General features: G+C 56.1%; 18 protein-coding genes and 1 riboswitch. Of the genes, 4 read left to right on the top strand and 14 right to left on the bottom strand.

Going from position 1 to position 22,618, the window contains the following annotated elements:
- Positions 1-32: 32 nt before the first annotated feature.
- From ACR0JI_RS08100 to metZ, 5 genes are all read right to left on the bottom strand, one after another.
- Positions 33-1,607, bottom strand: coding sequence for a thiamine pyrophosphate-binding protein (locus ACR0JI_RS08100; RefSeq protein WP_480493439.1), 1,575 nt, complete (start codon positions 1,605-1,607; stop codon positions 33-35).
- The gene (locus ACR0JI_RS08095) at positions 1,607-3,055 is read right to left on the bottom strand and encodes a TrkH family potassium uptake protein (RefSeq protein ID WP_480476522.1); all 1,449 of its coding nucleotides are present in this window, start codon (positions 3,053-3,055) and stop codon (positions 1,607-1,609) included. The genes ACR0JI_RS08100 and ACR0JI_RS08095 overlap by 1 nt, the downstream gene beginning before the upstream one ends.
- Positions 3,056-3,114: 59 nt before the next feature.
- On the bottom strand, positions 3,115-3,753 hold the full coding sequence (locus ACR0JI_RS08090; RefSeq protein ID WP_480493441.1) for a hypothetical protein: 639 nt from the start codon (positions 3,751-3,753) through the stop codon (positions 3,115-3,117).
- A 283-nt stretch (positions 3,754-4,036) separates the two neighbouring features.
- On the bottom strand, positions 4,037-5,140 hold the full coding sequence (folE2, locus tag ACR0JI_RS08085) for a GTP cyclohydrolase FolE2 (protein WP_480493442.1): 1,104 nt from the start codon (positions 5,138-5,140) through the stop codon (positions 4,037-4,039).
- 247 nt (positions 5,141-5,387) lie between these two features.
- Positions 5,388-6,578 carry an O-succinylhomoserine sulfhydrylase gene (metZ, locus tag ACR0JI_RS08080; protein ID WP_480476516.1) on the bottom strand — a complete coding sequence of 397 codons (1,191 nt, stop codon included), beginning with the start codon at positions 6,576-6,578 and terminating at the stop codon, positions 5,388-5,390.
- A gap of 61 nt (positions 6,579-6,639) precedes the next feature.
- A riboswitch (SAM riboswitch) is annotated at positions 6,640-6,717 on the bottom strand.
- A 123-nt stretch (positions 6,718-6,840) separates the two neighbouring features.
- Between metZ and ACR0JI_RS08075 the strand changes: the two genes are divergently transcribed.
- From ACR0JI_RS08075 to ACR0JI_RS08065, 3 genes are all read left to right on the top strand, one after another.
- Complete coding sequence (locus ACR0JI_RS08075; RefSeq protein WP_480493443.1) at positions 6,841-7,539, top strand: glutathione S-transferase N-terminal domain-containing protein; 699 nt, start codon at positions 6,841-6,843, stop codon at positions 7,537-7,539.
- A gap of 273 nt (positions 7,540-7,812) precedes the next feature.
- Positions 7,813-8,616 carry a methyltransferase domain-containing protein gene (locus tag ACR0JI_RS08070; protein ID WP_480474204.1) on the top strand — a complete coding sequence of 268 codons (804 nt, stop codon included), beginning with the start codon at positions 7,813-7,815 and terminating at the stop codon, positions 8,614-8,616.
- Between the two features lie 197 nt (positions 8,617-8,813).
- A complete protein-coding gene (locus ACR0JI_RS08065; protein WP_480476170.1) occupies positions 8,814-9,446 on the top strand; it encodes a tyrosine-type recombinase/integrase in 633 nt (210 codons plus the stop codon).
- A gap of 465 nt (positions 9,447-9,911) precedes the next feature.
- Here ACR0JI_RS08065 and ACR0JI_RS08060 read toward each other — a convergent pair whose 3' ends face one another.
- Positions 9,912-10,574, bottom strand: a complete 663-nt coding sequence (locus ACR0JI_RS08060; protein ID WP_480493445.1) for an HAD family hydrolase — start codon at positions 10,572-10,574, stop codon at positions 9,912-9,914.
- A 137-nt stretch (positions 10,575-10,711) separates the two neighbouring features.
- On the opposite strand from ACR0JI_RS08060, the gene ACR0JI_RS08055 reads away from it, so the two are divergent.
- Complete coding sequence (locus ACR0JI_RS08055; protein WP_480493447.1) at positions 10,712-11,869, top strand: sugar-binding transcriptional regulator; 1,158 nt, start codon at positions 10,712-10,714, stop codon at positions 11,867-11,869.
- 51 nt (positions 11,870-11,920) lie between these two features.
- Here ACR0JI_RS08055 and ACR0JI_RS08050 read toward each other — a convergent pair whose 3' ends face one another.
- From ACR0JI_RS08050 to ACR0JI_RS08015, 8 genes are all read right to left on the bottom strand, one after another.
- Entirely contained in the window at positions 11,921-14,269 is a 2,349-nt protein-coding gene (locus tag ACR0JI_RS08050) for a glycoside hydrolase family 65 protein (RefSeq protein WP_480476164.1), read from the bottom strand.
- A gap of 34 nt (positions 14,270-14,303) precedes the next feature.
- Positions 14,304-15,287: a carbohydrate kinase family protein gene (locus ACR0JI_RS08045; protein ID WP_480476162.1), complete on the bottom strand. Its 984-nt coding sequence runs from the start codon at positions 15,285-15,287 to the stop codon at positions 14,304-14,306.
- Positions 15,288-15,347: 60 nt separating this feature from the next.
- A complete protein-coding gene (locus tag ACR0JI_RS08040; protein ID WP_480476160.1) occupies positions 15,348-16,415 on the bottom strand; it encodes a substrate-binding domain-containing protein in 1,068 nt (355 codons plus the stop codon).
- An 83-nt stretch (positions 16,416-16,498) separates the two neighbouring features.
- Positions 16,499-17,659 (bottom strand): sugar ABC transporter permease, encoded by a 1,161-nt coding sequence (locus ACR0JI_RS08035; protein WP_480493448.1) that lies wholly within the window; start codon positions 17,657-17,659, stop codon positions 16,499-16,501.
- Between the two features lie 12 nt (positions 17,660-17,671).
- Positions 17,672-19,204 (bottom strand): sugar ABC transporter ATP-binding protein, encoded by a 1,533-nt coding sequence (locus tag ACR0JI_RS08030; protein WP_480493449.1) that lies wholly within the window; start codon positions 19,202-19,204, stop codon positions 17,672-17,674.
- A 167-nt stretch (positions 19,205-19,371) separates the two neighbouring features.
- A complete protein-coding gene (locus tag ACR0JI_RS08025) occupies positions 19,372-20,421 on the bottom strand; it encodes a sugar ABC transporter substrate-binding protein (RefSeq protein ID WP_480493451.1) in 1,050 nt (349 codons plus the stop codon).
- A 981-nt stretch (positions 20,422-21,402) separates the two neighbouring features.
- The gene (locus ACR0JI_RS08020; protein WP_480493454.1) at positions 21,403-21,900 is read right to left on the bottom strand and encodes a hypothetical protein; all 498 of its coding nucleotides are present in this window, start codon (positions 21,898-21,900) and stop codon (positions 21,403-21,405) included.
- Positions 21,901-22,140: 240 nt separating this feature from the next.
- A complete protein-coding gene (locus ACR0JI_RS08015; protein WP_480476508.1) occupies positions 22,141-22,512 on the bottom strand; it encodes an OB-fold nucleic acid binding domain-containing protein in 372 nt (123 codons plus the stop codon).
- Between the last annotated feature and the right edge of the window lie 106 nt (positions 22,513-22,618).

The following is a 22,618-nucleotide window of genomic DNA, read 5'->3' as shown; positions in this document are numbered from 1 at the left end:
AAAGCGCCGCATGAACCTGCGGCGCTTTTTTGTTACAGAATGTCCGGGGTCACGTGGATCAAGGTCGGGACAGGTGCATCGAAAGCCGCGCGAACCGCGCTCTGCATCTCAGCCAGAGATGAAGGGGCTGAGGCGCGCGCGCCAAAAGCCTCGGCCAGCTTGCAGAAGTCCGGGTTATGCGCCACCACTGCATTGGGCGCGATCTGGCTGCGGACCATGCTGTCTTCGATTTCTTTCAGTTTGCCATTGTCCCACAGGATGATCGGCAGCGACAAACCCAGTTCGACCGCAACACCCAGTTCCTGCATCGTATAGTGGAACCCGTAATCCCCGGCGATAACCGCAGTTGGTTTGCCGCGCCGTGCCACCGCGCCGCCAATTCCGGCCGGTAAACCATAGCCCAGCGTTCCGAACCCGGTCGGATGGTGCCAGTGATGCGGGTAGGCCATGTCCCACACCTCTTTCGCGACATAGGCGAATTGGGTCATGTCGGAATAGATCATGGTATCAGCGGGCATCGCGGCGCGCAGCGCATCGGCCACTGCTGCAATTCCGGGCCGTTCGGCATCCACCTCGGCCCGCCACCGGGCGCGGGTTTCGGATATTTCGTCGGGCGACCAGCCGGTTGCCGGTTTCAGGTTTTCGGTCGCCTGCCACAAGGCGCGGGCAAAGCTTTCGCTGTCGGTTTGCAGTTTGATCGCGGCGCGATGGTGGTCCGTCAGGACTTCGGGATCAAGGTCAACGCGGATCAGCGTTGACGAATGCCCAAGGTCGCTGCGCCACAGATCGACCTCGCCCAATTCGGCGCCGACCGCGATGACCAGATCCGCAGAGGCGATAACCTCGGCGCTGCCGGGGCGCGGCAGCGACGCGCCGAAATCCAGCGGATAGTTTGCGCCCGGCAGCCCGCGCCCTGCGTATGTAGTAAAGCATGCAGCCCCAAGCTGTGTCAGAATCTGCCGCCAGTCGTTGGACTTGCAACCGCCCCCAAGAATGAACAGCGGCCTGCGCGCAAGGTTCAGCATCGAGACAACCGGCGATACGTCAGGCGGCAACGCCTTGGTGCGCAACGCAGGCTGGCTGGGGAAAGGTGCCGGGTCTGCCTCGGCCTGCAACTGCGCGATTGGCACCTGAATGTGCTTGGGGCGCGGGCGCGACAGCTCGAATTCTTCAAAGGCGCGTTCGACCAGCGCATAGGCGGCCTCGGCGGTGTTGGCCTGTGCCGACCAGTCGGCAACAGTTCCGGCCGCAAGGCGCTGGTCCTTCATCTGGTGCAACTGGCCGCGCAGGGCCTGTGTTTCATCAAGGCAGGACGACACCACCAGCATCGGCACCGAGTCGCTGTAGGCCTGCCCGATCGGCGTCATGATGTTGCACAGGCCGGGCCCGGTGATCACATAGGCAACCCCCGGCTTGCCGGTTGCGCGGGCAAACCCATCGGCCATAAACCCCGCCCCCTGTTCGTGACGGGCCAGAACGTGTTGGATGCCAGCCTCTTCGATGCCGCGATACATTTCCTGATTGTGAACGCCGGGTATACCGAAAATCACGTCCACGCCACGATCCTTGAGCATATGCGAAATCTGCGCGCCAAGGGGTCTTTTCATCAGCCTCTCCAGAATTGAACAGTGAAGATCGCGTAAACGGCCAACAGCTCGAGCCGCCCGACCAGCATCCCGATTGTCAGCAACCATTTAGCCGTGTCGTTGAGATTTGCGAAATTGCCCGCTGGTCCGATCTGATCGCCCAGACCGGGACCGACATTGGCCAGCGCGGTCGCTGCCCCGGAAACGGCTGTGATAAAGTCCAGACCGGTCAGCGCCAGCGCCCAGGACAGCACGCCCATCGACAGGACAAAGAACATGAAGAAGCTCATCACCGAGGTCAGAATACCCTGCCCCACAGGCCGCCCATCATAGAGCGGCACGAACACGCCATGCGGAGACCTGATCCGTTTGATCTGACTTTTGATCGAGGCAAACAGCAGCTGATAGCGGAATATCTTGATCGAACATGCGGTCGATCCCGCGCAGCCGCCAATCAGGCCGATCAGGAAGAACATCATGATCGGAAAGCTGCCCCAGCCCATGTAATCGACACTGGCATAGCCGGTGCCCGAGATGATCGAGGTGATGTTGAACAAAGATTCCCGAAACGCCTGTTCCCAGTGATGCGGAAAGACCGATGTCAGGAAAATCGACATGATGATGACCAGAACCAGAATGGTCGCCAGAAACACGCGAACTTGACTGTCTTTCCACAAGGACGCTGTATGGCCGTTTGCCAGCTGGACGTAGCGCACAAAAGGAAGCGCCGCCAAAATCATGAAGACCGACGCCGCATATTCGGCGGGCCCCGAGAAGGTTCCGAACGAGGCGTCATAATTCGAGAACCCGCCGGTCGAAAGCGTTGTCAACGCATGTACCAGGGCGTCGAAAAAGTTCATTCCCAGACCGGCGTAAACCAGCGCGCAGACAAGTGTCAGGAAGACATAGATGAGCGAAATCTGACCCGCGATTTCTTGCGCGCGGGGCAGGATTTTTCCCATTGTTTCAAAGCCTTCCGAGCGGAAGATCTGCATGCCGCCAACGCGCAGCTCGGGCAGGAACACCATGGCGACAACGATGATCCCGATGCCCCCCAGCCATTGCAGGATACCGCGCCACAGCAAAAGCCCCTGCGGCAGGGTGTCCAACCCGGAAATCACTGTTGAACCTGTTGTTGTCAGGCCGGACATCGCCTCGAAATACGCATCGACAAAGCGCAGCTCGGTTTCACCGAACAGAAACGGAATTGCGCCAAACAGGGGCAGCGCCGCCCAAACACCGGTTGTCAACAGGAAGGTCTGGCGGATGGTCAGCCCTTCGCCCACACCGTTCGAGCAGCTCATCGCCAGAACGGACCCGGTCAGCGTCGTGATAATCGCGCTTTCCAGAAACACGTGCCATTCCCCGCGCCCCTCGATCAGGTCCGCGAGCATAGGCAGCAGCATGGTCGCCCCAAGAATGGCGACCAGCAAGCCAATCACATATCCGACCGGGCGAAGATCCATCATGACGCGCAGGGTTGGCGTGCCAACCCGACCGTGTCAAGCAGATGATCCCGGTTTACCCGTCAGTTTTTGGCATCTGCTCCGGGCATCACGGGTGGTTTGGACGGGGCACGAGTTTTTCGCGCCTGCGGTTTGCGCGGCTCTGTGGCCGGGGCAGATTTCGCCTGCACCTCAGCCGGGGCAGGATCGGCCGGTGTCGGCTTAACCTGCGTTGCCTGAACAGGCGCCGGTTTTGCAGGGGCGGGCTTGGGCGTTACGGGCGACACGGTTGCGGTCGCAGGTGTCACCGTAGATTCAACAGGTTTTACTGCTATTTCATCACTAACCGCTGGTGTCGGTTTGGCTGCCGCCGGGGGTGCTGCCGTGGGCCGCGGACTGGCTGAGAACTCAACCGGTGTGGCCGCCGGCTTGGACGGTGCAGGTTTGCGGGCCAGCTTTTTCTTGGGCGTTGACGATTTCACCGGTACGCGTTTCGCACGGGTCGCGGCGGGTTTGGGATTGGCCACCGGTTTTTCCGCCGGTGTTTCCACCGCAGGAACCGGTGCTGATGCTGCCAGGTGCAGGGCGTGGACCGGCACCATCGGCAGTTCAAGTGCCGAACGGGTCATGATCTGTGCGATCTTGATCTGGTTGACGATCGCATAGCCAGCCATGCGTATAGCTGCGGCCTGAAGCTCTAGCGGTTGGGTAATCGGATTCATTCCATAGATCTCCTCTGAAAACGATGCAGCCCGAAGAGTGAGGGTAAAGCGCCCTGCCCGCTCGGAGGGTCCGGGCGGAGGTAGGGGTCTTGCAGTCCAAGGCGTCTCACGTCTCGGCTTCCTTTCGGGTGACACACCATTGAGCGCGCCGGTGTGCCGAAGCTGCATTCCCCGTCAGGATACAGGAAGTCTTCACGCAATTGCAGCATTTTTGCTGCACTGCGGCGAATGAGCGCCGATCAGATAAATCTCTGATTAAATTCTAAACACTTACCCGAGACGTTCAGCCAACGTGAAACAGGGTCGTAAACAGTTTCGGGTCCAGGCTGGACGCGGTGAAGGTTGGGCCTTCGGTCAGAATCGACACGGCGTCATGGCTGTGCAGGCTCTCTTGATGGCTTGCGACAACGCGAAAATCGCCAACGTGATGATCTGCCAAAAGCTCGGCGCAGAACAGGCGCGCGGCATCTTCGACAAAGATCGGATTGGCTGCATTCAGCTCGGCAAATGCCTGTTCATCTTCGCGTTTCACCATGACCTGCGTTTCCGTCGGAACCGCACGGCGGCACAGCGCAATCAGGTCTTCAAACCACAGGCAATCCGCATCGCAATCCACGACAACCGAGATCCGCGCGACGGAGCGCTGCGAATGCGGCGTCGCCAGCTGACCACGCATCGACCGGGCATGTTCGCTGAGTTCCAGCGAACAGGGGCAGGTCGAGGAATAGACATAGTCAAGATGCATGATCTTTAGGCGCACACCGTTCTGTTCGACCAGTTCCAGCGCGATATCGTAATACTGGTACCCTTCAAGGCCCGAGCGCAGGCTTTTGATCCTGTCCGGGTAGGAAAAGCGCATCTGGATACGGGCGTCGAAGCTGTCCAGATCGGACATGTAATCGTCCAGAGCGGATTCCATGACCTCAAAGCTGAACGTCCGTTCCGCATGTTTATAGAAAGACCGCATGATCCGGGACATATTGATGCCCTTTTTCTCGGCCTCGAGGCTGACCGTGCCGGTGATCGAGGTTTCCAGCGTCAGGTCTTCGCCCTCTTTCCGGTGGAAGCGGATCGGCAGGCGGAAGTTCGAAATACCCACATGTTGAATCTGCTGTTTGGCCCCACGGATCAGGCTGGACGGGCCGTTCTGCAAATCCGGCAAGGATGCGCGGTACGCCGCATCGACAGTAAAGTCATCGGGGTAAGCGCGCGATAAGGGCGGATAGTTGCCCGCCGCCAGACCGGGCAGCAGCCGGGCCACAGCCGGGTCAAGCTGGTTTATCTCGGCTTCCGAGGCGGACTTTGCCCATTGCCGCAAAACGTTCAAAGCCTCGGCAGCCTTGTCCCGATCCGGTTTTTCATCAATGTCGCGCGGGTGAACGTTCATCAGCGGCAGTTCCTTGGTTGGTCGTCGGACTATATATGACTGATGGTCTAATACCAGTCTAACCCGATACGTCGGCAATAGCAGCCCGGATTGAAAAATCCGGCGCAAAACCGTCATCTCGCAACAGTTAGCGCCTTTTGAAGGCGGGAACAGCGGGTGGTGCGCCTGGCTGCCGCCCGAAACAGAGTGGCCGCATGGGCAGGCAGCCAGCCCCCACGCACGAAAAGGGCGCGCGGGGGGCTTTGGTTTATTTCTGCGAGGCTTCCAACGCTTGCTGAAGGTCGGCCAGCAAGTCACCGGCATCCTCAAGCCCGACGGAAAAGCGGATCAGACCTGGTGTAATGCCCAGCTGGTCCTTCTGCACGTCACTGAGACGCTGGTGTGTTGTTGTCGCCGGGTGCGTCGCGATGGATTTGGCATCGCCCAGATTGTTCGAAATCACAGGAATGGTCATTGCGTTCAGGAAGGCAAACGCCGCATCCTTGCCGCCCTTGATGTCCAGCGACAGCACGGTTCCGCCCTTGCCGCCCAACTGGGTCTGAACTAGCGCGTTCTGGGCATGGGTTTTCAGACCGGGATAAAGTGTACGTTCCAGCGCCGGGTGCCCTTCCAGCGCCTCGGCAATCTTTTGCGCGCTTTCGGCTTGAGCATTGACCCGCAGCGCCATCGTCTCAAGACCCTTGAGCATGATCCACGCATTGAACGGGCTCAGCGCGCCGCCGGTATGCTTAAGATAGGGTTCAACGGTTCCTCGGATGAAGTCCTTGGTTCCGATGATCACACCGCCCAGCGCACGGCCCTGCCCATCGATATGCTTGGTCGCTGAATAGACGACCACATCCGCACCCTGCTGGATCGCGCGCGAGAACACCGGGGTCGAGAACACGTTGTCCACCACGACAACGGCTCCGACCGCATGGGCCAGATCGGCCACGGCGGCGATATCGATCACCTCAAGCGTGGGGTTCGACATGGATTCAAAGAAAACGGCCTTGGTGTCCGGGCGGATCGCAGCCTTCCACTGTTCCAGATCGGTGCCGTCAACAAAGGTCACGTCCACGCCATAGCGGCTCAGGATGTTTTCAAGGATATAGAGGCACGAGCCGAACAGCGCCTTGGCCGAAACGACATGGTCCCCGGCCTTCAGCATCGAGGTCAGCGCGCCGTTGACGGCGGCCATACCCGAGGCCGTCGCAAACGCATCTTCGCCGCCTTCCAGCGCCGCGATGCGCTGCTCGAACATGGACACGGTCGGGTTGCCGTAACGGGCATAGATGAACTCGTCCGGGCCACATTCCAGAAACCGGGCCTCGGCCTGTTCAGCGTTTTCGTAGACGAAACCCTGCGTCAGAAAAATCGCCTCGCTCACCTCGTTATACTGGCTGCGACGGATGCCGCCATGGACGGCTTGGGTGCGTTTGTTCCAGTTCTCGCTCATCTCAATCCTTTCAGCCTCGGGTGGAGGCAAACAAAAAACCCCAGACGCGGCCAAGCGAAAGGGGTCTTTCATCCTGACCTTTTAGCGGTGTTGTTTAGCGTGGCCCGCAATCCGGTAACAAATCGCCACGTAGCTTCAGGATCGCAATACGCCTCGGGCGGTTCTCGGTCAAGCCCGGCCTGCGGTTCGGTCACGCTTTCGTAAGCGGTACTTGCCGAACCGGCAGAAACCCGCATGATCCCCGTCAACATCAGGAGAACACATGGCTGACCCGATTGATCTGTATTTCTGGCCGACACCGAATGGCTGGAAAGTTTCCATCGCCTTGGAAGAGATGGAGCTGCCCTACACCACCCATCTGATCAATATCGGCAAGGGTGACCAGTTCGACCCCGGTTTCCTGAAGATCGCGCCCAACAACCGGATGCCCGCCATCGTCGATCCCGACGGGCCGGACGGCGCACCTATTTCGGTTTTCGAAAGCGGCGCGATCCTGATGTATCTGGCCCGCAAGACCGGGCGGTTCTATGGCAGGACCGAGCGCGACCGGATCGCGGTCGAGGAATGGCTGATGTGGCAGATGGGAGGCGTTGGCCCGATGGCGGGTCAGGCGCATCACTTCCTGAAATACGCCCCGCAACTGGACCCGCCACAGGACCTGCCCTATGCCAAGGACCGCTACCGCGCCGAGGTCGCGCGCCTTTACGGCGTACTGGACCGGCGGCTGGCCGAAAACGAGTATGTCGCGGGCGATTTCTATTCCATCGCTGACATGTCGATCTGGGGCTGGGCCAGCCTGTGGGAAGGTCAGCAGCAGGTGCTGGAGGACAAGCCGCACTTTGCCCGCTGGCTAGAGACCGTCAGCGCCCGCCCAGCCGTTCAGGCCGGACGCGCTCTTTATGCCGAGTTGCGAGGGGATCACCGGGACAAGCAGGCGCAGAGCGTTTTGTTCAAGCGGTAAGACTTATGGGCTGCTTTGAGCCCAACCTGTAAATTCGAATTTCTTGCCGCGTGCGCACGCAGCACCAGAAATGCAGCATGCACGTGAATTTCGGTGCCGCCGCGCAGCGGAAGGGCCGGTCATTCATGTTGACCGCAGCGAGGATCAGACGCCGAATTCACCAGGAGCCGGACTTTGCTGCCGTTTGATCGGGTTGCCCACAGGTCCGCTTCTTTTGATTTCGTGGCTAAGTGTGTTTAGCATTTCTGCAGGATGTATTTTGAGAGCTAAGCCATGTCTGATCCATATTCTGATCTTGGCGCACAAGACACCGCGCTTCAGGAACGTATTGCAGCAGCGATGGAAGCCCGTTGCCTTGAGCCTGCACAGGTCGCAATTCGCAAGGCCTACTTGAGTGAGTTAAAGCTCCCGAGCAATGCACGTGCGTTGGAACTCGGGTCCGGTACAGGCCACGTAACTAAGGACCTACTGGACCTTGCAGGCGCGAAAACAGCGCATGGGCTCGAACCTTCGCCGGTGATGGTTGAACGGGCGAAAAAGAGCTTTGGAGATGATGCGCGGCTCAGCTTCGATATCGGCGATGCAAAGGACACGGGGTTTGAGGACACATCATTCGACGTTGTCCTAATGCATACCCTGTTGTGTCACGTGCCTGACCCCGAAGTTGTTGTTCAGGAAGCATTCCGCATACTGAAGCCGGGTGGTGTATTGGCGATTTGTGATGGCGACTACGACACAGCGACGGCGCAGATTGCAGATTTCGATCCGCTGGATCAACTCATTCGGTTTATGATCAATCAAAATGTCACCAACCTTTGGATAATGCGTCAGGTCTCCGGAATGCTCGCCAAGACCGGCTTTCAACTTGGGGCAAGAAGAGGGCATGGATACGTCGCCGAAGCAGAAGCGACATACTTCCTGACTGTCATAGACCGAGGTGCTGACCGCATGATCGAAGAGCGTGTACTGTTTCCCGAAACAGCGGAGGCGTTGAAGGCGGAGGCAAGACGCCGGGTGGCTGAGAAGACCTTCTTCGGTTTCATGTCTTACGTAAGCCAGATTGCGACAAAGCCTTAGGGCAACTAAGCACTCTGGTAGACCGGACTTTCGTTCGCCGCGCAGCATCAGGCACTTTGGGCTCAAACCAGCCCAATGCATCCGCGGCGTTTCCCAAAGAACACGCAAGCTGACAACGGCCATTCAAACCACCAGTAAACTGAGGCGTCAGCGCTGTGCTGATGTCTGGGATTGGCGGGAGGATTGGAGGGCGCACAATGCCAAGAGTCCAACTTCCCGCTGTCACCCCGAAACGAAGAGCCTGGAACAAGGGCCGGATTATCGGCCAGAAACGACCACTGTTGCCGAAACAGGTCTGGGCAATCCGCGCCCGGCTCGAACTGGCGGGCAACCTGCGCGATCTTGCGCTGTTCAATGTTGCAATTGATAGCAAGCTTCGGGGATGCGATCTGGTGAAACTGGCCGTCACCGACCTGGTGAGGGATGATCGCGTTCGCGAACGCGTGTCCGTGATCCAGAGCAAAACCAAGCGGCCCGTTCAGTTTGAACTCTCTGAAAACACGCGGAATACCATTGCCGCATGGATCAAGTCGCCAGAGATGCTCGGTTGCCGGTTCATGTTTCCCAGCAGGTTTCATGACCGCCCGCATATCTCGACACGCCAATATGGTCGGCTTGTGAGGGATTGGGTGGCCGCGATTGGGCTGGAGCCCAGCGGATACGGCACCCATTCGCTGCGCCGGACCAAAGCAGCGGAAATCTACCGCAAAACCGGGAATCTCCGGGCGGTTCAACTCCTGCTCGGACATACCAAGGTGGACAGCACTGTCAGATACCTTGGCGTCGAACTTGAAGATGCGCTGAGTATCGCCGAGCAAATCGACATTTGAACCACCATGGCGGGCGGCTCTTGCCGTTCGCCAATTCAGACCAGACCTACGGTCGCACCGCGGCAGTGGTTCGGTTCGAGCCCAGAGTGCCGGATGCTGCGCAGACGTAATTGCCGGACAACCATTGAAACCCAACGTTAGCGATATTGAGGACGGCCCGGAGCTGCCGTCCATTGGACAACTTCGATGCTGCGTTGCGGTTCGTCAAACCTGCAGCTCGCTGCCAGCGCGAGACAGGGGGAAGGCCAGTCGAACAGTTCGCGGATTTTCCGGGCCTTCAGCCAAACGCCTTACACGCGCGCAAACAGTCCCAGCAGTTTCAAGGCCGCATCTGAGCTTGGCTGAAGCGGCCAATAGTCCAGTTCGGACACCGAAGTTACGAGAGGTTGAGTACACGTTACTGAATCTTGGGTGTAGTTTGCTATCTGCCCCCAAGAAATCCAATTCTATATCGCTACACAGTACTCAAACCGACCGCTCAGACCTAGATCCATCTATCTGTTCAATATCGATCTCGGCCAGCGAAGAAACGACGCAGTCCGCCGCCGTTAGTTCACCCTCGTGATCTTCATGAAGAAGACCTACGCAGTAGAAACCACCATTCTTTGCCGCTTCGACCCCGGAGGAGGAATCCTCGATCACGACACATTCATCCACTTTCAGCCCCATCCCGCTGGCGGCGGTGAGGAATATATCAGGGTTGGGTTTCCCTTTTTCGACATCGTCGCCCCCGATAACAACCGGAAAGGAATCCAACAAACCGGCTTTTTCCAGAACGGCTCGGACATTGGCGCTGCTGGAAGCGGCCGCCAACCCGTAGCCCTCTGACTGGCATTGTCTAACTAGGTGCACAGCAGCATCGAAGACCTGGAACTCGCCTCGCTCGATCATTTCAACATAATAGTCATTTTTTTTGTCTGCGGCGGTTCTGACTTCATTCTCCGAATGTCGGGTCATGACCGCTCGCGCCCCATCATAACGAGGGCGCCCATCGACAAGCCTCCGGTATTCCGCCATTCCAAACTCATACCCGTATTCTTCGAACATGCGTTTCCAAGCAGCAAAATGCGCCGGTACGGTGTCGACCAAAACACCATCGAGGTCAAAGATCAGTCCTTTGATCGGCATGCTGAATCTCCTGGTTCGAGCCTGTGCAAGAAACACGTAGCATGTAAGGAATTTTCTTCAATCGGCTGGCATGTGAATGATTATCTGGCATAATTATTCACGCTGTCAGGATCCTGCTAACGAACAATATTGAACAAATGATCGACGTTAAAAAACTTCCATTTGAAGAACGCGCCCAGTGCGCTGCCTATATGCGCGCAACGCACAACATGTCACAGGTAGAGATAGGAGCAATTCTTGGTGGCCTGTCTCAACCGCATGTATCGCGGTTACTCAAACACGCTGAACGCCAAAACTACTTGGTCATCGAACAACGCTTCGTCAAAGAACAATTCTCAGACGAGTGGATTGCCCAGATGGACGAATTGCTGGCACCTTCTGGACTTAATTCTGATCTGAAACGATATTGCAACAGGAACAACCTCAGACCGCCTCGGCTTGGGGTGTTTGAAAGCGGCCCGGGGAACACCGAGGCTGCGCTGTCACAGCGACGGGCCAGATTTGGGCGAACGGCATCCGGGCGATTGATGAAACTGATCGAGAAATCGAACGTCGTAGGTGTTGCGTGGGGGCGAACGATTAAATCGCTGGCAGAAGGAATTGCCGCCTCAAGGCAACCCATAGATAAAACGAAAAAGACGGAGTTTGCAGCGGTTTGCGCAGAATTGATGTCGCTGGCTCAGCATGGATACTCTGCCAGTCGGCTTGCCGGAACTCTTGATGAGCTATTTAACGATCAGCCGGAGGATAGCCCTCAGCTCACTGGTTTCCCGGCATACATACCCCGTCACTACGATGAAACCATGCGCCGTTCCATTTGGCAGTACATCTCTGACACCCCAGGATTTCACCGCGTGTTTTCGGGGCCTGACGCGTTGATTGGCAAAATGGATATGCTGATTTCCAGCGTTGGGTCTTCAAGCACTCCGGTTCTGGGCAGTTTTGAAGAGTTGGTTCAGGCAGGCGGTTTAAGGGCTGATGATCTCCGGCAATTGGTCGTCGGAGACCTTGGCGGCATTTTGATCCCAAGGACGGAAATATCACAGGCCAAGATGGACCTGATTGACGAACTGAACGGGTTGTGGACCGGGATCAAAACAGAGCATGTCAAGGCCATCGCGGACCGAGCATTTGACGATCCTGACCAAAGTGGTGTTGTGGTCGTCGCGATTCAGAAGGAACGAGGTGATACGGTATTTGAACTGATCACCCGGGGGCTTGTTAACGAATTGCTCATCGATCACGCGGCGGCGGAACAACTGCACATGCGCGTTGCCGAGGCTCTTGCAGACTGACGATAGCACCTCGGCACACCTTGACCATTCCTGCGAGAATAAACTTGGTTGTCACGCTGGCTGCGGCGCAAAGACCACTTCCTCTCCTGCAATCAAGGTAACAGGATGACCCATTACCTCGATCGTTTCTTTTGTGCCAGGCGGAGCGATGAACTTAAACAGGCACTCGTCGTGGGAAATCGCGACCATGACGTCATTCCCTTTCCATTTCAGGTTAAACCGGATTCCGGACCATGCCTCGGGCAGCCAGGGTTTGAACGTCATCTCGCCGTGCTTGACCCGGAACCCGCCAAATCCACAAACAAGCGACTGCCAGGTACCACCGGCCGAAGCGATATGCATACCGTCTTGCGTGTTACCCTGATTGTTGACCAGATCAACAAAGGCAGAGCGTTCGAAATAGCGATGCGCCGAAGAGATGTCGCCGACTTCAATCCCCATGATCGAATGAATGGCAGGGCTAAGTGAAGACTTGTGCATCGTACGTTTCTCGTAAAACGCGTAGTTTGCCGCTTTGACCTCATCCGAGAACTCATCAGGTAAGAGATAGTTCAACATGATCACATCCGGTTGTTTAAGCAGCATTGAACCATTCAGTGAAAAGTGATCATGCCCCTCGGGGTAGACCGGCATACGGTTTTTGTCCCATTCGGTGATGGGAATGTCATTGAGCTGGAAATACCCTTCAAATTGCTCAATCAGATTGCGGGACGGGTCAAAGGGAACATAGATTTTTTCGGCCGTTTCCAACCAATTATCCACTTCCTTTTCTGTTAAGTCTAACCGAATCCGCAATTCGTCATGAACCGCTGACGAAGCCTTGCTGAACTCTTTGAAAACACGCACCGATTGCTCCAGGTGCCATTTCGCCATTCGGTTGGTGAACGTGTTGTTGTCGACATGTTCGTGGAACTCGTCCGGCCCGATAACGTTTGTCAGCTCGTACCGGTCCTTGTCATTGTTCCATTCCAGCCGACTGATCCAGAACCGGCTGGTTTGATACAAAACCTCGGCACCGAAATCGCGAAGGAAATCTCTGTCTCCGGTCGCCGCAACATAACTGAGGATGCCATATGCCACGCATGCGGTGACGTGAATCTCTTCTTCTCCGGTCCAGATACGGTTCGCACCGTCTGCTGTCCATTTTGGCGTTGTCTCCACTCCGGTATCGGCAGATTCCCATGCGTACTGCGCGCCCTTAAGCCCATTCATTCGGGCGTTCTCAAGTGCGCCGTTCAACGTGTTGTAACGGTATTTCAGAAGGGCTTTGGCCGTCTCCGGCTGCGTGAAAATGTAGAATGGCAGCAGGAATATCTCGGTATCCCAGAAAACGTGACCTTTGTATCCTTCCCCAGACATGGATTTGGCGCCGATATTCGCGCGCGGGTCGTTTTCGTTAGCTGCAATAAGCAAATGATATATGTTGAAGCGCATCGCCCGCGTTGCTTCAGGATCACCGGTCACCACACAATCACAGGAATCCCATTTTTTGCGCCAGGCTGCGGCACTTTCGCTTAGACATGCGGAGAACCCTTTGGCATGCGCGGTCTCAAGGGAGGCTTCGCACTTGGCCGCCAATTCCGCGCCGTTCAGATCTCGCGATGTATAAATCGACACAAGCTTTTCGAAGGTCAGGCTTTGCCCGTTGAGCGCCTCGACAGAAACGGTTTGCGAAACCCGCTCATAATCACGGTTTGCGCCTTTGAACTCGCTGAAGGAAGGACAATCCAAGGCAGACGCCATGCCAATCGAAATGCCAGTGTCCAGAGTTAGAGCTTCGATATAGGACGCATAGCTGCTTGCATGTGACTGAGTGACCTTCAGGTGTCGGCTTTTGGCCCATTTTTCCCATTTTACCTCGGGGTGGAAGACCGGATTTCCCTGATAAGCTGGCAGGCGGTCCAGATTGTACCGTTGGGCATCAAGGGCGCTTTCGACAGTGATCTCGGACGAGTGATTTTCGGGAGTGACGATCAGGCGAATGCCACAGATGTGCTGATCGGCAAAACTGGCAAAGCGGATGCTGGTGATGCGAGTGCGACGGCCTTTGCTATCTTCAAACACCGTATCTCGGTGGAGAAATCCGGTCTGCAGATCCAACACGCGCTTGTGCTCGACCACTTTACACGTTTGGACATCCAGAATTTCACCTTCGACACGGACCCGAAACGGCAGCCAGGTAGGCACATTGACCTGATCGATCACCGTCGAGTCATGGTGATCGTAAACACCGGCCAGATAGGTGCCAGACAGCTCTCCTTTGTGACCCTCTTCCAGCGACCCGCGTGTGCCCTGATAGCCGTTGCCGACCGTAAAAATGGTCTCCCTAAAGTTCGCTTCATCCAGATTGAATTGGGTTTCTTCGATCAGCCAGTCGCTACTGCTCAGCATTGTCTGCATGTCAGGGCTCCATTCGGGTGATATTTCGGATAATTCAGTCGCCGTAGGTTTCGGCAATCTGACGTTCGGTTTCTTCCAGTGATCCGTAGACATCCAGCTCGCTGCTCGAGCAGCGCTGCGCTCCTGCACAGTTTCCGAACTGGCAGGCTTTGACGAAATCGCCAGTCTTGAGGTAGCCAAAAGCCAAGCCACCAGCAAAGCTGTCACCGCAGCCCGTGGTGTCGACCACATCCTCGACAAGCACCCGCTTGACCAGATGTTCCCGCATCCGACCGGTTGCATCTTTGTGGTAGACGGCGCAGCCGTGTTGATCCAGCGTGACGTAGAGCGCCTTGACGCCCAGATCCAGGCAGTGTTGGGCGAACTTGGGTAACTGGTCCATCGTGAGTTCGCTTATGTCCTGCAACTCGTCAGAACCGTATTCTCCCTTGAACCAACTGCATTGAGCCTCTTCCAAATTCATCTTCAGAAGGTCGATATGCGGAAGCCAGCGATCTCTATCGATCCAGAATTTATGATACCGTTTACCATGTGCTGAACACCCGCTGGTGGGACCATGCGCATCAAATACAACCAGACCATCGCTGTTGGCCTTGATGTATCGGATCGTTTCCAACGGAACCTCGAAATCCGTGATCGGAACGAAAACGAAAGCCTCGCAATCCATCAGGTCTTCGATGTCGTCGGGTAGGATCGGGTTCATGAAACCCGTTTGCTTTTCGTTGCGATGGTTCTGATCGACGTAAACCAGATCGATCACCGCGCCCTGATCTGCATCGCCTGTGATATGACTGACATCCAGATGCGGAAACTCAGACAGCAAGGAGCGAACATTGTCGACGTCAGACCTGCGCACATGGCTGACAACGTTGATCCGCGAACCCGGGCCGGCCAGTGAGGACATACAGACCGCCGTGTAAATCGCGCAGCCAAATTTATTGAATTTCTCACCCTGATAGCTGGTGATATTGTCCCTTGGGATTGGGCCAAGGACTGCGACATTGATCTTGTCAGACATTTCGGTCCCTTGCTTGTATTCGCTGTTTTGCCGACGGGCGTATACGTGATTATAGCAGCTTCAGTTCTGATAGATCTGTTCGCTGGTATAGAACCCGCCGTCGATCACCGTGCTGTCGATCGTATCTTTTGACACTGCGAAGACAGGAGTGATGACCGTCGGGATCTCCGCGAAACCATTGTCGATCAGTGTATATTCACCGATCAGTTCGCTGATTTCGGCATCCGGAGACTGCGCTATTTTCACGGCAATATCCGCCGCCTCATAGGCCAAAGGTTTGATTTGCTTCCAGATTTCCAGCGCTTGCACATCATTGGCGACCATCTGGACATTCCGCAGATCAGCGTCTGAACCAGCAACAAAGACCTTATCCGCCGATGCCAGATCCTCATCCGACAATGCGGCCAGAACCCCAAAGGCAAGCCCGCTGTTATTGGCGATGAACGCGTCGATGTCGTTGTCATATTCGACCAAAAGGTTTTCGGCAGTGTCTCTGGCCATATCCGGAGACCAGGCCACGTGGCTACGATCCGCAACAAGTTCGAGCCCAGGATGATCGGCAATTACTTTCAACACACCACTGCTGAGCGCTTCGGCATTGGCATCACCGGGCTGACCGCGGATCAGGGCGACGCGGCCCACCACTTCACCATGGGTGTCGTTCAGCCACTCGACCATTGCTTCGGCCTGCAACTGCCCAACGGCCCAACTGTCCTGCATGACCATGACGTCAAGCGGCCCTTCCTGCAGCATCGAGTCATATCCGACCACTTTGACGCCCTGTTCGTGGGCCAGATCAACCAGTGCTCCGGCGGTTGCGGTGTTGACAGGTTGCAGAACCAGAACGTCCACCCCCAATTCTAGCATTTCCTCAACCTGCTGCAACTGGCGCAACGGATCATTGCCGCTGCTGTCAAAGATCACATCGACACCTTGGGCTTCCGCGCGTGCGATGAACAGGGATTTGTCTGTTTGGTACCTGTCTTCCTGCATGGTCTTGAGCAGGAACCCGATCTTGGCGTTGTCCTGCGCTGCCGCGATCATTGGCAGCAATGCGGATAGAAGGCCGACCAAACCCAAAGCTTTGAGGCCATATGTGCGTAAGGTTGCTAAAATGGACTGGACCATCGCTTACCTCCCAACTGTCATTCAAGTTTTCGGGGATTTTGGCGGTGCCCCCGGTGCATGTGACCGGGGGCAGGCCTGAAGCTTTATTTTTTCTGCATTACATCGAACCAGACGGCGAGAATGATGATCAAACCCTTGATGATCAGCTGATAGAACGTGACCACACCGAGCAGGCTCATGCCGTTGTTCAGGACACCGATCAGTAGGGCACCGATGATGGTTCCACTCACCTTGCCAGAGCCGCCTGCCAGGCTAGTGCCGCCGATAACGACCGCGGCGATCGCGTCAAGCTCGAACATCGTTCCAAGATTGGGCGAGGCACCGTTCAGACGCGAGGCCAGGATAATTCCAGCTAGGGCCGACAGGACTGAAATGACCGTATAGACAATCATCTTGGTGCGGACGACGTTGATGCCAGACAGGCGAGCCGCATCTTCGTTTCCGCCAAGCGCATAGAGCCGGCGACCAAAGCGGGTGCTGTTCAGCGTATAGATCCCGGCAAACGCAATGACTGCAAAGATCGCAACAGGAACGGGGATCCCTTTGTAGCTGGTGAACACGTGGAAGGCCAAAGCAAACCCGCCGATCATTACGGCCCCGTTGACCAACAGTTCCTGCATATTCACTTCGACGCCATGCGCCTTGCTTTGCTGAACATCCCGGAAGATCGAATAAACAGCAAGCGCAGCACACACGATTAACACGATACTGGACATCATCGGCGGGATATAAGCTCCACCTATCAATGGGAACACATTACTCGTTACCGGGACAGAACTGCCGTTGGTCAGGGTTAGTGCCAGACCACGTGCGATGGTCAGCATTCCAAGGGTTATGATGAATGGGGGTATGTTGAACTTGGCTATCCAGAACCCGTTCCACAGTCCTATTCCAACACCCACGATCAAAAGGGTTGCAGGTACCGCCAATATGGTCGGCACGCCCCATTGCATCATGAGCGTACAGACGACCGCTGATAACCCGACGACAGAGCCAACGGATAGGTCAATACCCGCAATCAGAATGACCATCGTCATGCCTACGGCAATGATCCCGATGATGGTAACCTGACGGGATAGGTTGCTAAGGTTCCTCGCGGTGAAAAACGCGTCGTCGGCAAAGCTGAGCCCAACGACAAGCACGATCAACGCAATTAGCGTCGCGTTGTCCTTGATAAAGTTTATCAGGTGGTTTTCTCTGGCGCCATTGACGCCAACACCTGCAACGTTGCTGTCAGCACTCATTTGCTTCCTCCCTTATGCGCTGCCGGTGGCATACGCCATGATTGCTTCTTTCTTCGCGTCGTCCCGTTCAAAGTTCGACACGATCTCGCCTTCGCACATCACCAGAATCCGGTCGCACATGCCCAAGACCTCAGGCAGTTCCGAAGAAATCATGATGACGGTGACACCTTGTAGGACCAGTTCGTTCAGCAGCTTGTAAATCTCGACCTTGGCACCGATATCGATCCCACGTGTGGGTTCATCCAGAATGAACACATCCGGGCGCGAGTTCAGCCACTTACCCAGGATGACTTTCTGCTGGTTGCCGCCGCTCAGCGTACCGATGACCGTGTCAATCGACGGTGTTTTAACGCCCAACTGGTCGACATATTCCTTAACGATTTTGCGCTCCTGCTGGGTGTTGATAATGCCCAGAACCTTTGAACTGATCGTCTCAAGCGAGGAAATCGTCGTGTTGAAGGAAATGGATTTGTCCAAAAACAGCCCCAAAGCCTTACGATCTTCGGTCAGCAGCGCGATGCCGGCATCAATGGCGTCCTTCGGCGATTTGATGTCCAGCTTTTGCCCGTTCAGCTTCACTTCACCGGTGGTCTGGTCCGGATAAGCACCGAATACACCGCCAACCAGTTCGGTCCGGCCAGCGCCCATTAGCCCGGAGATGCCCAATATCTCGCCTTTGCGGGCAACGAAGCTGGCGTTCTTGACCAGATAGCTGCCAGGCAGGTCGGGGTTTGTGACGGACAGATCGTTGACCTCCAAAGTCACCTCACCCGGTATGAAATCGACCTTGGGGAACATATCCTTGATGTCGCGCCCGACCATTCTGGCGATTATCTGATCAAGCGTGATATCCGCGATCGGAGTGACTTCACCGATCGTCTGGCCATCGCGCAGAACCGCGATCCGGTCGGCGATCTGCTCGATCTCTTCCATTTTGTGCGAAATGTAGCACATACAGACGCCGTCGGCTTTCAGCTTGCGGATGATACGGAAGAGATCCTTGACCTCCTTATCGGTCAGTGCCGACGTCGGTTCGTCCAGCACCAGTATCTCGGCCTTGAGCGACAGGGCTTTGGCAATCTCAACCATCTGCTGCTTGCCCACAGTGATGTTTTGCACCAGATCTGTCGGGCGAATGTCGTTGATACCCAGTTCGGTCAGCAGTTTCTGAGTTTCGGCAAATGTCTGGTTCCAGTTGATCCTGCCCTTGGCATCGGTGAACTGGCGATCCAGAAAGATGTTTTCGGCAACCGACAAACCGGGGATCAGGTTGAGTTCCTGATAGATGATGCCAATGCCTGCTGCCTCGGCCTCTTTCGTATTCGCGAACCGGACTCTTTCACCGCGCAAAAAGATATCGCCCTCGTAAGTTGGATAGGGCCAAACCCCGCTAAGCACTTTCATGAGCGTGGATTTGCCCGCTCCGTTTTCTCCCATCAACGCCAAGAGTTCGCCCGAGCGGGCTTCGAAATTGACATTGTTCAGGGCGCGAACACCGGGAAAATCCTTGATGATACCCTGCATTTTCAGGACGACTTCAGACATGCTTTTTCCCATCACATTCAGAAAGTTATTTCGGACATTCCTCACCCTGACCGGCAGTTTCGCCGTGACGGGTTAAGGAAGGAGGGCACCATGAAGCCGCGCGCGGGGAGTACACGCATAGGGAGCCAGATGGCGAAACGCCCTCCTTCAGGAAAAGGTCCCGAGGATCAGTTCCCGTAGACTTCTTCCTTGGAGTAGAAGCCGCCAGCGATGATCGTGTCATCGATGTTGTCCTGTGTCACAAGCGTGATCGGGGTCACGATTGTTGGCACATCGGTGAAGCCGTTGTTGATAACCTTGTCCACCTCAACCAGATCAGCAGGAGCAGTGTCCGGCGCTTTAGCCAACGCCACTGCAACTTCTGCCGCGGTTTCCGCAAGTGGATCGATCTGTTTCCAAATTTCTACAGCCTGCTTGCCTTGCGCCACGTATTGGATGTTTGCCAGGTCGGCATCGGATCCGGCTACAAATACTTTGTCTGATGACGCCAGCCCCTGTGCTTCCAGTGCCGCGATAACACCACGGGCCATGCCGCTGTTGTTGGCGATAAACGCGTCGATGCTGTTGCTGTTCGAGGTCAGCGTGTTCTCAGCAGTCGCCATGGCCTTTTCCGAGGACCAACCTTCATGCGCCTGATTTGTTACCAGTTCCAACCCCGGGTTGGCTTCGACAATCTCCAACACACCGCTGCTCATGGCAATCGCGTTGGAGTCGCCCGGTTGACCTTGAATCAGGGCAATCTTGCCGGACACCTCTCCGTTTTTCTCCTGCAGCCATTCTACCATGGCTTCGCCTTGCAAGCGGCCCACGGCCCAGCTGTCTTGCATCACCATCGCATCCAGCGGCCCATCCACGAGCATCGAGTCGTACCCGACAACGCGCACACCTTCGCTGTTTGCCATGCTGACCATGCTACCAGCAGTGCCGGTATTCACGGGCTGCAACACGATGACATCTGCTCCCTTGGCGAGCATGTTCTCAAACTTCGCGAGCTGCGTCAGCTCGTCATTGTTCGCTGAATCAAAGATAACTTCGGCGCCCAATGCCTCAGCTTTCGCAGTAAACGCGGCGCGGTCGCGCTTGTAGCGCTCTTCCTGCATGGTTTTCAGCAGAAAGCCAATTTTGACATCGCCTGCATACGCTGTCCCGGCAGTTAGTGCGACAGCGGCGACAGACAGCAAGGCGGCTCTACGGGTAATGGTCTGCAAAAGGGACATATTTCCTCCAGTGTATGTTCCTTGGCTGCCGGTCCAATTGGGTCGGCAACGCTAAATGCTTCGCAAATTGTGCTGGGTGCCGGCTAACCGGTAAGAACAAGCATCAATCCCAAAGCGATAACGCTAACATAGCGGTGAAGATTGAGAGGAGAATTTGTATATTTAGAAAGCATAAATATTCACAATACCATTGAGACTCCTGCGCCCAAAGGAATTTTACATATTTAACAACACTATAATAGATTGCCACTCACTAATTGAATACATTGAATCCTCTTGGACAGGCCGCGACAGAGCTGTGCCATAATCGCAAAGCGGGTTGCAAAGCCGCGAATTCGGCAATCAAACAACCTGATGACATAGCCAGGCCGACACCGTATGGTGGTTTCTCTGTTTGCGTGCTCAAGCGGACCAATAAGTTAATTCACGCAGACGTCGTCGAATGACCGCTAAGCAAGACTGGGAATGGCTTTTCGCGAGAGCAGCGAAGGTCCGGTTTGTCTAAGATTTTTTGATGCGGGCCAGTGCGTTAGGTTTGTGCTGGGTGGCGTGGCCCGCGTTGACAAATCTGACAAGTTGGAAGCCGCGGGACGCTGGCGCGAAGGACAAAAGGCGGCCGTTCAGATCACGAACGCCAATGACGGTATATTCCCGCTTCTCGTTAGTCGGTCGTGGTTGCAGCGAAAGGGCGGTTCAAAGTTCGCGCCTCAGACTGGCATTGAATGACCGCTCTGACGACATCGGCTGCATCGCAGCGATGAGCGTGCCGCACCTGCAATAGAATGCTGCATTAGCAAACACCTGAAATGGCAATGGCAGCAAAGTCCCGCTAAGCGGACTAACCCTCTCCCCCACACCAACACATCCTGTATCCCCGGCATATCCTCGATCCTTGCCGCGATCGCATGGGTTACCAAATGCGCCCTCTGCATCCGGCCCTGCAACGCCCCCGGCGGAGAATCCTTGGCGTGGGGCGACCTGTCAGCGAAACTGGAATTCAGGTTCCGCGGGGAAAGACATGGATATGCCCGTCCAATGCCCATTGCGCAGCCTTGCAACGTTCCGCCCGTCAACGCGCATCCGGGTTGTCAGGACAAATGTGGCCTGCCCTTTGTTCGCTCCGGCTTTCTGGGCTGCGCCGTCAGAACGCTCTGCCCTTTCGAAAAGCATCCCATCGGGTTTTGCCGACCGACGGGACCGAAAGCTCGGGATCAAATGCGGCTTTCGATCCGCTTTCTCCGCCGAGCGCGACGCCTCCATCCGCTTGAGTTGCTGCAACTCCGACCGAAGCCTTTTTGCAGTCTCAACCTGCCTGCGTTCAAAGGAATAAGCGCTCAACGCCTCATCGATCATTCGGGCGGTATGAACATATCCCGCTGAACGCGTGAGTTCCGAGAGCTCAGCCAGACGGTCGGAAATCCGGCTTTCGTCCAGAGAGACGGTATTTTGGAGCGATCCTTGGTGTGTTGCGTTGGGCATCCGAACTGACTCTGAAAAGACGTTGAGTGATGCGCAATCCGGCCCGAGCTTTGACACAAGCCGATGCGCAAAGATGCGTGTCACTACGCGCCCGGTGCCAAAGAGTCGACCATCCCGCGTTCAAGTGGCGGAAAAGCGCCTTAGTCGCGCATTTGGGACAAAGAAAACATATCGCCCGCTCTCCAGGCGCGGGTTTGCGGCACTGCGACGGACAATTTCGGATTGATCCGCACAGCAGGCCTAACCCTGCCCCTGCACCAGCAGGTCCAGCATGCCCGAGATATCCTCGATCTCTTCCGCGATCACATGGGTCACCGAATGCGCCCGCTGCATCCGGCCCGTCACCTTCAGCAACCGCCCCGAGATCACCGCACGGCGGAAGCGTTCGTAGATTTTGCGCCAGACCACCACGTTGACGATCCCGGTCTCATCCTCAAGCGTCAGAAAGATCACGCCTTTAGCTGTCCCCGGCCGCTGCCGCAGGATCACCAGCCCGGCCACGGCCACACGCGCCCCTTCGGGCGGAGCCTCCAGCTGGGCGGAGGGCAGACAGGACGGCGGTCGCGGCCAGTCCCGGTTTGAAATCGCGCGGTGAAAAGGGGCAGTAAACATAAGAACAAAAATAGAACAAAATACAGGAAAGTCCAGACACGGCGCAAGGAGTCGCAAATGAGGCTGGAAACACCTAACTCCCTTCACTAAGGAAGGTTTCGAACAT

Source organism: Ruegeria sp. N10, from assembly GCF_056531545.1.
This window is presented reverse-complemented; position numbering and strand designations above follow the sequence as displayed.